The sequence below is a fragment of the Streptococcus sinensis genome (genome assembly GCF_000767835.1).
Classification (GTDB): Bacteria; Bacillota; Bacilli; order Lactobacillales; family Streptococcaceae; genus Streptococcus; species Streptococcus sinensis.
Genome location: NZ_JPEN01000081.1, coordinates 1 through 14,848 on the forward strand (window position 1 = coordinate 1; position 14,848 = coordinate 14,848).

Here is a 14,848-nt window from a genome sequence, read left to right on the forward strand (position 1 = left end):
TCTTTATTTTCGTGTTTCTGTGGGTGACGGCTATGTCGTCATGGCTGTCTGTCCCACTCTCATTTTTTACTTCAAGTCATAAAGCCAGTCGTCACCGTCTTTATAGTAAAAGAATTCGCTTAAATCGTCCTCTAAAAAAACACGCAGCATATCGGACATATCCTCAGTTGCAAGTTTCAGACGAGACAGATTTTGCAAATCTTCCCACCAGACCTTTCCTTCATCGGAGGATTGCAATTCACCGGAATAGTGATTAGTCTTATAGAGCAGGACGACATAGCGAAAATCCTTGTCATCATACCAATTTTTGATGCCGCAAAGTTGAGGTTTGGATATGGTCAGACCAGTTTCTTCTTTGACTTCTCTGATAACTGCATCGGTAAAAGATTCTCCGCACTCTACATGCCCGCCAGGAAAAGTGATACCAGGCCAGTCGGGACTAACTCGGTCCTGGACAAGAACTTTTTCTCCGTCATAAATCATGCACATGTTGACGAATTCTACATTTTCTAGTCGATTCATTTGCTTATTCCTTTTGTTTGAGCTGAATGGTGAAATCTAAGCTATCACTCATAATGCAAACTTCCTGCCACCCAACCGGTGCAAAGGGCAGAGGTGATGTTGAAACCACCCGTGTGGGCATTGATGTCCAGAACCTCGCCGGCAAAGTGGAGGCCGGGAACGAGCTTGCTTTCCAGAGTTTTAGGATTGATTTCCTTGAGACTAACGCCACCCTTGGTGACAAAGGATTTAGCCAGGGACATTTTGCCAGTGACAGAGATGGGCAGTTCTTTGATTTGTTTGATGAGAGCCTCTTTTTCACTGAGATTGAGTTGTTTGACTTTCTCGGGAAAGGGCTGGGCAAAAAATTCTGCCATTCGCTCGGGTAGGAGGATTTTCAGGCAGTTCTTCAGTGATTTTTCCCGATGTTCTTCTAAAAAGTCTGCCAAATCCTGCTGACTCATCTGTGGCAGAAGATCCAGATAGACGGTTTCGCCACCCTTGACAAAGCTAGACAGGCGCAGGGCTGCTGGCCCTGACAGACCAAAGTGGGTAAAGAGCAGGTCGTGGGTAATGACATGCTTGCCGTAGCTCAGGGTCACATCGTCCAGCGAAATCCCCTGAAGCGCTTTGTGAGGAAAGTCAGTCAAAAGAGGACTTTCAGCAGCTTCCAGGTCAGTCACCGTGTGCTTGAAGTGTCGGGCAATATCGTGGCCGAAGCCTGTCGATCCAGTTGAAGGATAGGACTTGCCGCCAGTCGTCACAATTAATTTCTGACAGGTCCAAGCCTGGTCGCTGGATTTGACAGTGAAAAGCTCATCAGATTTTTTAACGGAGACGATTTCGGTATTGGTGATGACAGTACCACCTAGCTCTGCAATTTTCTTTTCCAAAGCTTCGATAATGGTGCGGGACTTGTCTGTCGCTGGGAAAACACGACCGTGGTCTTCGACCTTGAGTTTGACACCATTCTCGGTAAAAAAGTTAATGATATCATGGTTGTTAAACTGGGAAAAGACGCTGTAAAGAAAGCGCCCGTTGCCTGGAATACCGGCCATGAGGTCATCTAGGCTTCCGTTATTGGTCACATTGCAGCGCCCGCCACCCGTTCCGGCTAGTTTCTTGCCCAATCGTTTATTTTTCTCAAGGAGTAAGGTCTTCTGTCCATAGAAAGAACTGGAAATGGCAGCCATCATGCCAGCCGGTCCTCCGCCGATGACGATTGTGTCGAAATGGTTCATGTATCTTTTCCTTTCATGGAGAGTGGTTTTTATCTGTTAGTTGGAAATCTTGGATTTCTTTGCTGAGTATCCTTTTCCAGTCTTTAAATACGACAAATTTGCCCCTGTGATTCTGGAGTTCCTATTAACGAGGCATTCTTCAGCAGGTTCTAACCACGTCTCGGCTCTACTCAGGAGAGGATTTTAGCTGAAAAATTATAGTTTTTATACACATCTTCTGTTTGGGGCAGTTTAGAAAATTCTCGCTTGCGCTCCCCTAAACTCGATATATTTCATAGGACGTTCTCTTTGTATGAACTTAAATTCAGTATAAGCTAATCCTGCTTCAATGTCAAAAAGTGGCTGCTTAGACGTGGGGGCTCGATAAAAGTGTAAGAAGTCCTCGATTTTTGATGAAGCGACTAGGTCAGTTTTTCACAGCTGGTCATTCAAATCCTTTTGCAAAAATTCTTGAGTGATGCTTGGGGACTATCTACACAGATTTATCGTGTATGAAAACTAGAACATTTGACAAAACCTTTCCTTCCTGATAGAATAAGAATGTCTAAAAGACAAATAACTTCTTCTTGGTTGCAGGANCTGCCAAACCTGCCACTCGGATGAAGCGTAAAGAAAAGGAGTATATCATGGCAATCTCAAAAGAGAAAAAAAATGAAATCATTGCACAATACGCACGTCACGAAGGTGATACTGGTTCAGTAGAGGTACAAGTTGCTGTCCTTACTTGGGAAATCAACCACCTCAACGAACACATCAAACAACACAAAAAAGACCACGCTACTTACCGTGGTTTGATGAAGAAAATCGGTCGCCGTCGTAACCTCTTAGCTTACCTTCGTAAGAATGACGTTAACCGTTACCGTGAGTTGATCAACTCTCTTGGACTTCGTCGTTAATCTGCTTTATTTTCCACTTACATTGCCTTGTCACCTTACCTCGATATACTCAAGTATTATCTTCGGTTACGGTTCCTAGCACTGTAAGGTAAAATAAATCAGATCTTCTCCCTTCGGGGAGATTTTTAATTTTCACTAGGATTTTACCCCGAGTTCAAATTAGCTCTCTGATTTCAGAGGGCTTTTTTGTTTTATCAACCCGCTTAGGCCATGTTCAATTGAATACACAAAGTTGAAGCTGCTCTACTAAAGAGTAGCTTTTCTTGTTTATTAGGATTATAGTCCGAGCTCAAATCAGCTCTCTTCTTTCAGAGGACTTTTTGACTATCTTACCTCTAAAATTTAGCCCGTCTTGAGATACTCAAGTATCATTGACATCTTCTGTCTTAGGCTAATTCTTCTAATGCTTCAACTAAAAAGCTCTTCTATTTCTTTAGAAGAACTCTTTCTATCAGTGAGTTTTACTCTTTCAAGAATTTTTGGATTGCAGGAGCGGCAGTGATAGCGAAGCGTTGGTCGATGCGATGTTTCCCGCCTTCTACAGTGACCAGCTCTGCATTTGGAATGGTCTGACTGGCGTCAACCGCATACTGGTAGGGAACGACAGCGTCGTCAGTACCGTGGATAATGAGGGTTGGAGCTGTGATTTTGGCTAGCTCTGCTTGGATGTTGATGTCCAAGGCATCAATCAGATATATCTTGCCCAGAGTTGCATTACGGTGCATCAGACTATCAGGAAGTTGGTCGAGGTCTGGGCTTCCCAGCTCACGGTAGGTCTCCTTGGCATCATCGAAAAGAACGAAGGCCGGAAAGATAAGCATGAGTTTGTACACACGGTCAGGATAAGCTGCAGCATAGAGACTGGCAACAACACCGCCTTGGCTGGCACCGAATAAGCTCATTCTGCTTTTGTCTACAAATATCTCGGAGCTAAGCCTTTCCATGACTTGTGTCAAGTCTGTGAGTTCGGTCTTGACCGACATATTCAGCATATCCTGTCCACCGCTTTTGGAGCGACGACTGCCACCGTAGAAATCAAAGCTGTAGACAAGATAACCTTGCTTTGCCAGCAGCTGGCTGTACATTTCATATTGCTCAAGGGTGTTGTTAAATCCATGCGCGATGACAATGGTTGGTAATTTTTTATTCTTGTAGTCACGAGGAGCGATAATCACGCCGTAGAGCTGTTTATCATCGTATGAAACACTATATTCCTCGGACACGATGTCTTCCGTTGGCGTCGGCTGGTTGTCGGTTTTTTCACTAGAAGATATCTGTGTGGTTTCTTGCATAGGAGGGGTGGGATTAGATTTAGTCTGGGAATACCAGAAGAAAACAGTCAGTCCAGCCAAGACCAAGGTTACTAAGAAGGCCCAAATGTATTTCATCTCTCTCTCCTTTCAGTATTTGTAGTATTATAGCGGAAATGAAGCTTTTTTACAAGGAGAGAGATTAAAAATAGGTACTTTAGTTTTGTTGTGATGAATCAAGAAAGCGAGACCTTTTATTTGACTGATGTAATATCATGGGTTACAATATAGTTATAAAACATGTCGGTTACAATTGTAATCGAAAGGAGGTATTATGATTGAAATTACCTATTTGGATGCTGTCAAGCAGGAGCGGAAGATGACCTTTGAGTCTTATCAGGAGTTTGAACGTTCTCAACAAGCCTGCCTTGTCGGTGTCGCAGATTATTATGCAGTTAAAAAGCTGACTTATAAAGGCTATGATTTGAACTATCAGGGCACTTACGGCGATGTGTTCTTTTTCCTGATGAAGCAGGATTTGGCAAAGTTTGACTAAAAATAAAGGAGAAAAATAATGGTAAAAGCAATCACAGATGCAAGTTTTGAACAAGAAACCAGGGAAGGATTAGTGCTCATTGACTTTTGGGCGACTTGGTGCGGACCTTGCCGCATGCAGGGGCCAATCCTCGATAAACTATCAGAGGAACTTTCTGAAGATGAACTCAAGATTGTCAAGCTGGATGTGGATGAAAATCCAGCTACAGCACGCGCCTTTGGCATCATGTCTATCCCGACCTTACTCTTTAAAAAAGACGGTCAAGTCGTCAAGCAGGTAGTGGGTGTCCATACTGCCCAGCAGATTAAAGCCATTGTGGCGGAGTTAGGATAGTCAGTGAGTACAAGACTAAAATAGACCTGTTTTAAAATGAAACTGCTCCAAAATAAAGAGCAGTTTTTTATTTTCACTGATAAATGATGGAAGAAGATAAGCAAATAGATTAATTTTAAATTTTTTGTTTAAAAAGACAATATTTAAGGTATAATAAGAAAAAAGAAAATTATCGGGTAAATTTGTTAAATAGGCCGCGCTAGAGAGACGGACTATTTAAAACATGATGGAAACGAGGTGCTGGTTATTATTAAGTTATTAGCGAATTTCTTCTTTGCTTTTATGATTTTGACACCATTCATCGCTCCAGCGGTTTTCTGTTTCTTTGTGGGTTGTATGATCCAGCGGGAACAGATAACACAAAAAAGAATCATACTAGTATTAGCCTTGTTGATTCCAATTTTGCTTTTGATTTCCTATTGTGCTCCTCAGATTTTAGGACTGGTTTTTTGGAGTCTGATTTGGTTTTTCATCGGGCTATTGCGACCTGAAAATTATACCAACTCCCAGTTCTGGACAAGGTGGCTCATATTTATCGCCTGTTTTAGTGTTTATATCTTGCTTTATTTGTATTTATTCAGACTTTTTTAAAATTTTTATAAGGCCTAAACAATCAGCTTGAACGAAAGGTTCAAGCTGATTTTGTCTATTTATTATTCCCCCAACTCCTCACTGTAAGCAATAATCTGTTCAACAGTATCAGATAGGAATTGGATGGTATCGCGCACAGGTTTATCATTTTCCTATGTACTGCCTTGGCTATGAAAGAGATGAAGGGAAAAAGCTTTCTTGTTCATCTCTTTTTATATTACTCTTTGCTTGTGTGCCGTTTTCCAGAGGCAATTGCATCTGCTTCAGTCATGGACACGACTCTGTCAAAACGTGTATTGGATGGCATATTCTCCATGCTATACCAATAGACATCTGCTCTTCCGTATCGAGCGACATAAACGGTTCTTGTTTGTTGCTGTTCCGCTGTCTGTCTCTCTGCTTGTTGGCGTGCTTCCTCTGCAAGGCGAGCCTCCTCCGCCTGTTGGTTAATTGCGTTTTGAACTTGGCCGATACGAGCAGTCAAGTTAGCTTTTGTAGTTGGATCTGAAACACGTTCGACCGCAGCTTGTGCCGGAGAAATATTGTCTGCGACCTGATTATTTTCAAGCTGTTGGACAGCCTGATTGGCTTCCTCAACAATTTTCATAGTCTCAGCTTCTTGACGTGCTTGTTCCTCGCGAGCTTTTTTCTCCTCTTCCTGCTTTTGTTTCTGTGCTTCCTGTAGCTCTTTTTCTTGCTTTTCCTTTTTACTGCTAGACGTAGTAGAGTTGCTTGCAGAGTTACTAGTTTGTGATGATGAGCTAGACGAGGAGCTATTAGATGTAAATTTGGTTACCTGGGTCTGTTCTGTCTGCTCTTTAATAACATCAGGAGTTAGTTTACCTACTGCATAGCTTCCTAGTATCCCGACAATAGTAACAGCAATAGCAATATTGCGCTTTCTAATATTCGGCTTTCGTTTAGTGAAGCGCCAAATACCAAAGCATCCTCCCATGAACATCAATGGCATAGTGATTGGTGCAAGAATGATGATGAAGAGAACTGCCAGAACAAACAGTATTTTCTTCAAGGTCGGCTTTTCAAAAATTTTTTTCAAATTAAAACTCCCTTCGGATATATATCCAAGGACATCATATCACAAAACGGAAGCGTTTTCAATAAATGTTTGAGAATAATTGAAAATGTAGATAGGAATTTATTCTTTAAAAGAACTAAAAAATTAGACCCAGATGAATAATCTGAGTCTGATGCTAAAGATATAGGATTACTATCCTAACTCTTTACTGTAAGCAATAATCTGCTCTACAGTGTCAGATAGGAATTGGATGGTATCGCGCAGTGGTTTATCTGTCGAAATATCTGCACCGATAATCATAGCTGATTCAAGCGGAGTCTTGCTGCCGCCAGATTTTAGCAGTTCAAGCCAGTCACGGGCACCATTTTCGTCATTCTTCAGGTGTAGGTAACCAGCAGTAGAAATGACTAAACCTGCGGAGTAAGTGTAGCTGTAAAGTCCCATGTAGTAGTGGGCCTGACGCATCCAGGTCAGGGCAGCATCATCGTCGATTTCAACGGCATCGCCCCAAAATTCTGTCAAGACTTCTTTCATGATAGTGTTGAGTTTGCTTGCACCGAAGGTTCCGCCTTCTTCAATCAAAGTATAGACCTTGCGTTGGAAGGCAGCTTCCAGCAAGTGAGTGATGAAGTTGTGGAAGTAAGTATCCGTCAGACGGTGAGCCAGGGCAAAGCGTTTCTGACGAGGATTGTCGAACTGGCGTTCCAGGTAGTCGCTGAGCAGGAGCTCATTAAAGGTAGATGGTGCTTCCACATAGTAGGTGGACATGTGGGCGTTAAAGTAGCTCTGGTGATTGTCAGAGAAGATAAACTGACCAGAGTGGCCGATCTCGTGAATCAGAGTATAGACATCGCTCATGCGACCGGTCCAGCTCATGAGGACATAAGGGTGAACCCGATAAGGATCCGCAGCATAGCCTCCAGAGTCCTTTCCAGCATTGGCCGCAAAGTCGACCCAGCGTTCTTCCTTATAGCGGGCAACTTCTTGACAATACTCTTGTCCGAGTGGCTCGACTGACTTCATGACGAGGTCATAGGCATCATCAATGCTGACTTCGGGATTGAGCTCGCTATCTAAGTCCAGCTTCCAGTCGGCAAAGGTCATTTTTTTAAGTCCGTTTACCTTAGCGACATGCTTGAGGTATTTCTGAGCTACTGGGGCAAATTCGCTCATAATCAAATCGATCTGCCGATCGAACATAGCTCGGTCCACTTCTTGCTCTGCCAGCAAATAGTCAAAGACTGAGTCATAGCCCTTTATATCAGCCAGCAATTTTTCAGACTTGACCTGAGCCAGATAGGCAGCAGCGGCAGTGTTTTGATGCTGACGAAGACCTTCTGAGAAAGAACGGAAAGATTTTTCTCGGATTTCTGCATTTTCATGGTTTTGGTAGAAATTCTCATAGGTGACAAAGCTGTTTTTGTAAACTTTGCCGCCTACTTCAAAGTCAGCCATAGCAAAGTCGCCAGCCCGCATCTTAGTGTAAATATCCTGTGGACTGTAAAAGACCTCGCCTAGATTGGTCAAGGCTTTTTCGACATCCGCTCCCAGATAGTGGGCTTTTTTGATTTTAGCCTGGCGAATGGCTGAGGTCAGATGGGGCTCTTGGCCTAGTCTCTCTAAGACAGCCTCGTCTGCACCGACCAGGGCGTCGTCAAAGAAGCTGAGTGCGACATTGGCCTCGGTCTCAAACTCCATAGCTGCTTGGGCAATCTGCGCAAAGCTCTCGTCACCAAAGTCAGTGGTCTGTGGCATAAAGCCGTAGTTGCCGATGTGGCTGATTTGGATATAAATCTGCTCCAGCTCAGCAAAAGCCCGCTCAAAATCTTCGAAAGTGCTGAGCTTGCCTTGGTAATCACGGACGAATTTCTGGGTATCCTCTCTGGCCTTTTCGATGGCCCGCAGGAAGTCCTCTTGGTCTTGGTAAAGGGCCGTTAGGTCCCAGAGTTCATTTTCTGGAAATTCAGAACGATGTTTTTGTTCCATAGTTTACTCCTTTTGTCGTATATAGAAATAGTATAGCAAAAAATCCTTCAGAATGCCTTGCTCATAGGAAAAAATTAGGGAAATATGATTTCAGCTGTCCGCTTAGAAAAAAGAAAAATAGATTTTCAGTACTTTTATAGAAAAAAGCCATTTTCAGCCTTTTTCTTTTGTCTGAAATTGTGGTAAAATAGGGTCTGTACGTGCTTGATACAAAGATGAGGATATAATAAACTACTAAAACCATCAAATCAAATTAAAAGAGCTAGTCGAACTGCCCCCTTAGCACTTTAAGTGTATCTTGATGAACTGAATACGACCTAAAAGCTGTGTAAAAAAGATAAACTGTCTTCATCGAAGACTTCGTCAGTTTCCTATTTTTACTTTGCTTTTGATGGTCTTAATATCTTGATCTTTGTAGCCAAGGCGTATGAAAAAATTTGAGCGTGTGCTCGGCAAGGAGTCTTTATGACAAAACAAGTTTTTAAAACCGTTTTTGCAGGTCGTGAGCTGGTAGTTGAAACCGGTCAGGTTGCAAAGCAGGCAAATGGCAGCGCCGTTGTTCGATATGGAGAAAGTACCGTCTTAACTGCGGCAACCATGTCCAAAAAGATGGCTACGGGTGACTTTTTCCCATTGCAGGTCAACTATGAGGAAAAAATGTATGCGGCTGGGAAATACCCTGGCGGCTTTATGAAACGTGAAGGTCGTCCTTCAACAGATGCGACTTTGACGGCTCGTTTGATTGACCGTCCGATTCGCCCTATGTTTACGGAAGGTTTCCGCAATGAAGTTCAGGTTATCAATACTGTTCTTTCTTATGACGAAGATGCTTCGCCTCAAATGGCTGCTATGTTCGGTAGCTCTCTGGCTCTTTCTATCTCAGATATTCCTTTTAATGGCCCTATCGCAGGAGTTCAGGTCGGCTATGTAGACGGTGAATTTATCATCAATCCTAGCAAGGAACAAAAAGAAGTTTCGCTTTTGGAACTGACAGTGGCTGGTACCAAAGAGGCTATCAACATGGTAGAGTCTGGAGCTAAGGAGCTTACTGAAGATATCATGCTGGAAGCTCTTCTCAAAGGGCACGAAGCGGTTAAAGAATTAATTGCCTTCCAAGAAGAAATCGTAGCGGCAGTCGGCAAGGAAAAAGCGGAAGTAGAATTGCTGCATGTTGATGAAGAGCTGCAGGCAGAGATTGTCGCAGCATACAACAGCGACTTGCAAAAGGCTGTTCAGGTAGAAGAAAAGCTGGCGCGTGAAGCCGCAACCCAGGCTGTCAAAGACCAAGTCACAGCAGTCTACGAAGAAAAATATACGGACCACGAAGAATTCGACCGTATCATGCGTGATGTAGCTGAAATCTTAGAGCAAATGGAGCATGCTGAAGTTCGCCGTTTGATTACCGAAGATAAGGTCCGTCCTGATGGCCGTAAGGTCGATGAAATCCGTCCGCTGGATGCAGAAGTGGATTATCTGCCACGCGTGCATGGATCCGGTCTCTTTACTCGCGGGCAAACCCAAGCCTTGTCTGTCCTGACCCTGGCACCAATGGGAGAAACGCAAATCATTGACGGCTTGGATCCAGAATACAAGAAACGCTTCATGCACCACTATAACTTCCCGCAATATTCTGTCGGTGAGACAGGCCGTTATGGGGCTCCTGGCCGTCGTGAAATCGGACATGGTGCTCTTGGGGAACGTGCTCTGGAGCAAGTCTTGCCTAGTCTGGAAGAGTTTCCGTATGCAATTCGTCTGGTAGCGGAAGTCTTGGAATCAAACGGTTCTTCCTCCCAAGCCTCTATCTGTGCGGGCACTTTGGCTCTGATGGCCGGTGGTGTGCCAATCAAGGCGCCGGTTGCTGGAATTGCCATGGGCTTGATTTCAGACGGCAGCAACTACACAGTTCTGACGGATATTCAAGGTTTGGAAGACCACTTTGGCGATATGGACTTTAAGGTAGCTGGTACTCGCGAAGGAATTACCGCCCTGCAAATGGATATCAAGATTGAAGGAATCACAGCGGAAATTCTGACAGAAGCTCTGGCTCAGGCTAAGAAAGCCCGCTTTGAAATCCTAGACTTGATTGAAGCGACTATCCCAGCTCCGCGTCCTGAGTTGGCTCCGACTGCTCCGAAAATCGACACCATCAAGATTGATGTGGATAAGATTAAGATTGTCATCGGAAAAGGCGGAGAAACCATCGACAAGATCATCGCTGAAACAGGTGTTAAGATTGATATCGATGAAGAGGGTAATGTATCGATCTACTCTAGCGATCAAGCGGCCATTAATCGTGCCAAGGAAATCATTGCTGGCTTGGTCCGCGAAGCAAAAGTGGATGAAGTTTACCATGCCAAGGTTGTTCGAATTGAGAAATTCGGTGCCTTTGTTAACCTCTTTGATAAGACGGATGCACTAGTTCACATTTCGGAAATGGCTTGGACTCGGACCAACAATGTCGAAGATCTGGTGCAAATTGGTGACTTTGTTGATGTTAAAGTCATTAAGATTGACGAAAAAGGCCGCGTAGATGCCTCTATGAAAGCTCTCTTGCCGCGTCCGCCTAAGTCTGATAAGCCAAAGAAAGACCATGGGAAACATCATCATCCAAAAGTTCACAAGGAGCGGAAGGAAATTAAAGTCGAGCAAACAGAAGGATAGAGAAACTAGTCCGTTTGGGGCACCCTCTCTTTCAAAAGGTTTGCTTTGACCTATGGGAGTCTAGGCGGCTAGGAGTCGGGCGTACTTGCAGGCAACTGTCTAACTAGTTTGAAGCTGGCAGGTTCTATGCCAGAGTTTCTGAACCGCTTACTTTTCCTAGAGTAAGATGAACATTAGTAGAGACGAGCTGAGCTCTCGTCTTTCCTTATTTAAGAGAAAGGAAGGGGTTAGCATGGGTTGGTGGAAAGAATCCATTAATATTGTAAAAGAAAATGACCCAGCAGCGCGAACATCGCTGGAAGTTTTATTAACCTATCCGGGTCTCAAAGCCTTGGCGGCCCATCGTTTTTCGCATTTTCTATGGAGGCATGGCTTCAAGCTGTTAGCTCGCATGCACAGCCAGTTCTGGCGTTTTTGGACCCAGATTGAGATTCATCCGGGCGCTCAGATTGAGTCGGGTGTCTTTATCGACCATGGGAGCGGTCTGGTGATTGGAGAGACGGCTATTGTGGAGAAGGGAGCTATGCTTTACCACGGTGTGACCCTAGGAGGTACAGGCAAGGATACAGGCAAACGCCATCCGACAGTGCGTCGGGGCGCCTTGGTCTCCGCTCACGCTCAAGTCATTGGTCCAGTTGAAATTGGTGAAAATGCCAAGGTCGGTGCTGGTGCTGTAGTCGTGGCCGATGTGCCTAGTGACGTGACAGTGGTTGGTATCCCAGCTAAGATTGTTCGTGTTCACGGTCAGAAAGATGAGCCGACCATCCACGAGGTAGAGGAGAAGCGGGAATACTATCTGGATAAGCTGGAGCATGCCCGTGATAGCAGCCATCACTCGTCAGAACTTTAGGGAAGACGTGAAGCACTTGTTTACAAGTATGTTCAAAGCAAAAAATGAAAGCTGGAGGAGATGGCTATGTCAGATTCTATTTTGAATCAAGCAGTCCTTGAGCTGCAAGGAATGTTGGTGGGCTCTGCCGAGGAGTGGTTTACCAAACTCCCCCAGTTATCAGAGAGAATGGACTTGCTATATCAGTAAAGCCCAAAAAAGATGAGACCAAGCTACGCCGCATAGAAAAGATGAAGGTGGATTTGCTGAAGCCTTAAAGAAAGAGGGGCTATGCTATTAGAAGAATTTGAAGATGTAGTTGGGGTTATCGAACCAACAGATAGGCAGATTATTGATAAGGGAGAGGTTTGTAAAACTATCATCCTGTCCTTTAATGGAGAAATTCTGAAACGTTTGATTGAGTCAGAAAAAGTCTATCCGGGAGGCTATCTAAAAAATCTTAACGGGAAATTTCCTTGGTATATATATAAATGTGAAGGAAATCGAGTGGCGGTCATGACGGCACTTATTGGAGCTCCATCAGTGATTGGTCAGCTGGAGGAGTTGGCAGCCAGAGGTTTCAAGAATTTCATCATTCTAGGTTCTTGTGGCGTTTTGGATGACTCAATTGAGGCGGACAAGATTATCTTGCCTGCTGCTGCTTTGCGAGATGAAGGAACTAGCTATCACTATGCCCCACCGGGTGATGAAATCGCCTATGATGCCTCCCTGTTGGTTGAGCTGGAAGCCATCTTTGATAAGCACAATATTGCGCATATCCGCACCAAGTCTTGGACGACTGATGCCTTTTATCGGGAAACGCCTGATAAGGTCAAGCGTCGCTTAGCTGCTGGAGCCCAAGTGGTGGACATGGAAGCTTCGGCTATCATGGCTTGGAGTCAATTTCGCAATACCAAGGTCTATCAATTCTTCTACACAGCTGACTATGTGGATCATCATAACCGAACCTGGGATGCCCGCCATGAAGAGCGGACAGCTGATGCCATGACTTTTTTCACTATCGCTTTGACAATAGCAAAGGAACTAGAAAGGAACTGAGTAGGGATAGAAAGTTTGAAAATAGAGGACTGCTTCTGTAGTTGATCTTATCTGCTTTCTAAGGACTCTCAGCATCGTAAATATGATCAAAATCTATGATACTATGACCCGCAGCCTGCGTGAATTTGTGCCCATTGAGGAGGGCAAGGTTCGCATGTATGTCTGCGGTCCGACGGTTTATAACTACATCCATGTCGGCAATGCCCGCTCAACAGTAGCTTTTGACACGGTTCGCCGCTATTTTGAGTATCGGGGCTTTGAAGTCAACTATATTTCCAATTTCACGGATGTAGATGATAAGATTATCCATCGGGCCAAGGAAGAAGGCATCACTCCCAAAGAAGTGGCAGACAAGTATATCGCCGCATTTCGCGAAGATGTGACCGCTTTGGGGGTCAAGTCGGCTACTCAGCATCCGCGTGTGGTTGACTTTATGGGAGATATCGTCCGCTTTGTGGCGGACTTGATTGAAAAGGGCTATGCCTATGAGTCAGAGGGCGATGTCTATTTCCGAGTGGAAAAGTCGCACAATTATGCCAAGCTAGCCAACAAAACCTTGGCAGACTTGGAGTTGGGTGCTTCTGGTCGGACAGATGAGGAGACTGCTCGTAAGGAAAATCCAGTGGACTTTGCTCTCTGGAAGGCAGCCAAGCCAGGTGAGATTTCATGGGACAGTCCTTGGGGAGCAGGTCGTCCAGGCTGGCACATCGAGTGTTCGGTCATGTCGACGGAGATTTTGGGTGATACCATTGATATCCACGGTGGAGGAGCAGATTTAGAATTTCCTCACCATACCAATGAAATCGCCCAATCAGAGGCCAAGACTGGTCAGACTTTTGCCAACTATTGGATGCACAATGGCTTTGTCAACATCGACGACGTCAAGATGTCCAAGTCGCTAGGTAATTTTATCACCGTTCATGATGCCCTCAAGACCATTGATGGTCAGGTGCTGCGTTTCTTCTTTGCTACTCAGCATTATCGCAAGCCAATTAATTTCACGGAAAAAGCCGTTCATGATGCAGCGACCAATCTTAAGTATTTGAAGAATACCTATGAGCAACCTTTCACTGGTCAGGCAGATTCGGCTCAGCTTCAAGCCTTTCTAGACAAGTTCACCGCTGCTATGGACGAAGATTTCAATGCGGCTAACGGAATCACGGTTGTCTTCGAGCTGGCCAAGTGGGTCAACTCTGGCAACTACACCGCGGAAGTTAAGGAAGCTTTTGCCAAGCTCTTAGAAGTTTTTGGTATCGTCTTTGTAGAAGAAGTCTTGGACGCGGACATTGAGCGCTTGATTGAGGAACGCCAAGTGGCGCGTGCTAATCGGGACTTTGCGACTGCGGACCGTATTCGGGATGAATTGGCCGCTCAGGGTATCAAACTCTTGGATACCAAGGACGGAGTGAGGTGGACCCGTGACTGATGTCAACCTGATTAACGGCGTTGCCCTCGCCTTTGAGGGAGATGCAGTCTACTCCATGTATATCCGGCGTCACCTGATTTTTCAAGGGCTAACCAAGCCCAATCAGTTGCATAGGGTGGCAACCAGGTACGTTTCTGCCAAGGCTCAGGCTAATCTCATCTCTCTCATGCTGAAAGAAGGAATCCTGACGGAAAAGGAAGAGGATATCTACAAGCGGGGCCGCAATGCCAATAGTCACACCAAGGCTAAGAATACAGATATCGTCACCTACCGTATGTCGACCGGCTTTGAGGCGGTTATGGGCTACCTGCATATGACCGAATCTATTGAGCGACTGGAGGAGCTGGTTGACTGGTGTATTCGGAAGATAGAGGCTTCGTTCTGATTCATTGTCATCTTGTTTATTCTGAGATAGAACTCTTTTTCTACCATTTGTCAAGTCTGTCAAGGCTTTAAGTGAAAAATGAGATAAGACAGTAGCTA

General features: G+C 44.7%; 14 protein-coding genes and 1 pseudogene. 10 read left to right on the forward strand and 5 right to left on the reverse strand.

Going from position 1 to position 14,848, the window contains the following annotated elements:
- Window positions 1-66: 66 nt before the first annotated feature.
- Together SSIN_RS07305 and aao are read right to left on the reverse strand one after the other, a co-directional pair.
- Window positions 67-522 (reverse strand): 8-oxo-dGTP diphosphatase, encoded by a 456-nt coding sequence (locus SSIN_RS07305; protein WP_037617449.1) that lies wholly within the window; start codon window positions 520-522, stop codon window positions 67-69.
- A gap of 44 nt (window positions 523-566) precedes the next feature.
- Window positions 567-1,742 carry an aminoacetone oxidase gene (aao, locus tag SSIN_RS07310; RefSeq protein ID WP_037617451.1) on the reverse strand — a complete coding sequence of 392 codons (1,176 nt, stop codon included), beginning with the start codon at window positions 1,740-1,742 and terminating at the stop codon, window positions 567-569.
- A gap of 626 nt (window positions 1,743-2,368) precedes the next feature.
- Here aao and rpsO point away from each other — a divergent pair.
- A complete protein-coding gene (rpsO, locus tag SSIN_RS07315) occupies window positions 2,369-2,638 on the forward strand; it encodes a 30S ribosomal protein S15 (protein WP_001018251.1) in 270 nt (89 codons plus the stop codon).
- Between the two features lie 461 nt (window positions 2,639-3,099).
- Here rpsO and SSIN_RS07320 read toward each other — a convergent pair whose 3' ends face one another.
- Entirely contained in the window at window positions 3,100-4,026 is a 927-nt protein-coding gene (locus SSIN_RS07320) for an alpha/beta hydrolase family protein (protein ID WP_037617453.1), read from the reverse strand.
- A gap of 196 nt (window positions 4,027-4,222) precedes the next feature.
- Between SSIN_RS07320 and SSIN_RS07325 the strand changes: the two genes are divergently transcribed.
- From SSIN_RS07325 to SSIN_RS10965, 3 genes are all read left to right on the forward strand, one after another.
- Complete coding sequence (locus SSIN_RS07325; RefSeq protein WP_037617455.1) at window positions 4,223-4,444, forward strand: DUF4649 family protein; 222 nt, start codon at window positions 4,223-4,225, stop codon at window positions 4,442-4,444.
- Between the two features lie 18 nt (window positions 4,445-4,462).
- Window positions 4,463-4,777, forward strand: a complete 315-nt coding sequence (trxA, locus tag SSIN_RS07330) for a thioredoxin (protein ID WP_037617458.1) — start codon at window positions 4,463-4,465, stop codon at window positions 4,775-4,777.
- Window positions 4,778-4,966: 189 nt separating this feature from the next.
- A complete protein-coding gene (locus SSIN_RS10965) occupies window positions 4,967-5,368 on the forward strand; it encodes a hypothetical protein (protein ID WP_084578633.1) in 402 nt (133 codons plus the stop codon).
- Window positions 5,369-5,585: 217 nt separating this feature from the next.
- Here SSIN_RS10965 and SSIN_RS10820 read toward each other — a convergent pair whose 3' ends face one another.
- Window positions 5,586-6,425 carry a hypothetical protein gene (locus SSIN_RS10820; RefSeq protein WP_052076773.1) on the reverse strand — a complete coding sequence of 280 codons (840 nt, stop codon included), beginning with the start codon at window positions 6,423-6,425 and terminating at the stop codon, window positions 5,586-5,588.
- Window positions 6,426-6,596: 171 nt separating this feature from the next.
- Complete coding sequence (pepF, locus tag SSIN_RS07340) at window positions 6,597-8,390, reverse strand: oligoendopeptidase F (protein ID WP_037617460.1); 1,794 nt, start codon at window positions 8,388-8,390, stop codon at window positions 6,597-6,599.
- A 465-nt stretch (window positions 8,391-8,855) separates the two neighbouring features.
- Between pepF and pnp the strand changes: the two genes are divergently transcribed.
- The 6 genes and pseudogenes from pnp (at window position 8,856) to SSIN_RS07365 (ending at window position 14,750) form a co-directional block, all read left to right on the forward strand.
- Entirely contained in the window at window positions 8,856-11,051 is a 2,196-nt protein-coding gene (gene pnp, locus SSIN_RS07345) for a polyribonucleotide nucleotidyltransferase (RefSeq protein WP_037617462.1), read from the forward strand.
- A gap of 232 nt (window positions 11,052-11,283) precedes the next feature.
- A complete protein-coding gene (gene cysE, locus SSIN_RS07350; protein WP_037617463.1) occupies window positions 11,284-11,901 on the forward strand; it encodes a serine O-acetyltransferase in 618 nt (205 codons plus the stop codon).
- Between the two features lie 60 nt (window positions 11,902-11,961).
- A pseudogene (locus tag SSIN_RS10340) lies at window positions 11,962-12,158 on the forward strand (YdeI/OmpD-associated family protein).
- A gap of 13 nt (window positions 12,159-12,171) precedes the next feature.
- Window positions 12,172-12,939, forward strand: coding sequence for a nucleoside phosphorylase (locus SSIN_RS07355; protein WP_037617465.1), 768 nt, complete (start codon window positions 12,172-12,174; stop codon window positions 12,937-12,939).
- Between the two features lie 82 nt (window positions 12,940-13,021).
- The gene (gene cysS / locus SSIN_RS07360) at window positions 13,022-14,365 is read left to right on the forward strand and encodes a cysteine--tRNA ligase (RefSeq protein WP_037617468.1); all 1,344 of its coding nucleotides are present in this window, start codon (window positions 13,022-13,024) and stop codon (window positions 14,363-14,365) included.
- Window positions 14,358-14,750 (forward strand): Mini-ribonuclease 3, encoded by a 393-nt coding sequence (locus SSIN_RS07365; protein WP_037617470.1) that lies wholly within the window; start codon window positions 14,358-14,360, stop codon window positions 14,748-14,750. Before cysS ends, SSIN_RS07365 begins: the two co-directional genes overlap by 8 nt.
- Window positions 14,751-14,848 lie beyond the last annotated feature (98 nt).

Bases quoted from the DNA above. Each gene is read 5' to 3' on its own strand.
- pepF (WP_037617460.1), bottom strand. From the start codon at position 8,390: ATGGAACAAAAACATCGTTCTGAATTTCCAGAAAATGAACTCTGGGAC.
- cysE (WP_037617463.1), top strand. From the start codon at position 11,284: ATGGGTTGGTGGAAAGAATCCATTAATATTGTAAAAGAAAATGACCCA.
- trxA (WP_037617458.1), top strand. From the start codon at position 4,463: ATGGTAAAAGCAATCACAGATGCAAGTTTTGAACAAGAAACCAGGGAA.
- SSIN_RS07305 (WP_037617449.1), bottom strand. From the start codon at position 522: ATGAATCGACTAGAAAATGTAGAATTCGTCAACATGTGCATGATTTAT.
- SSIN_RS07355 (WP_037617465.1), top strand. From the start codon at position 12,172: ATGCTATTAGAAGAATTTGAAGATGTAGTTGGGGTTATCGAACCAACA.
- pnp (WP_037617462.1), top strand. From the start codon at position 8,856: ATGACAAAACAAGTTTTTAAAACCGTTTTTGCAGGTCGTGAGCTGGTA.
- SSIN_RS07320 (WP_037617453.1), bottom strand. From the start codon at position 4,026: ATGAAATACATTTGGGCCTTCTTAGTAACCTTGGTCTTGGCTGGACTG.
- aao (WP_037617451.1), bottom strand. From the start codon at position 1,742: ATGAACCATTTCGACACAATCGTCATCGGCGGAGGACCGGCTGGCATG.
- SSIN_RS07325 (WP_037617455.1), top strand. From the start codon at position 4,223: ATGATTGAAATTACCTATTTGGATGCTGTCAAGCAGGAGCGGAAGATG.
- rpsO (WP_001018251.1), top strand. From the start codon at position 2,369: ATGGCAATCTCAAAAGAGAAAAAAAATGAAATCATTGCACAATACGCA.
- cysS (WP_037617468.1), top strand. From the start codon at position 13,022: ATGATCAAAATCTATGATACTATGACCCGCAGCCTGCGTGAATTTGTG.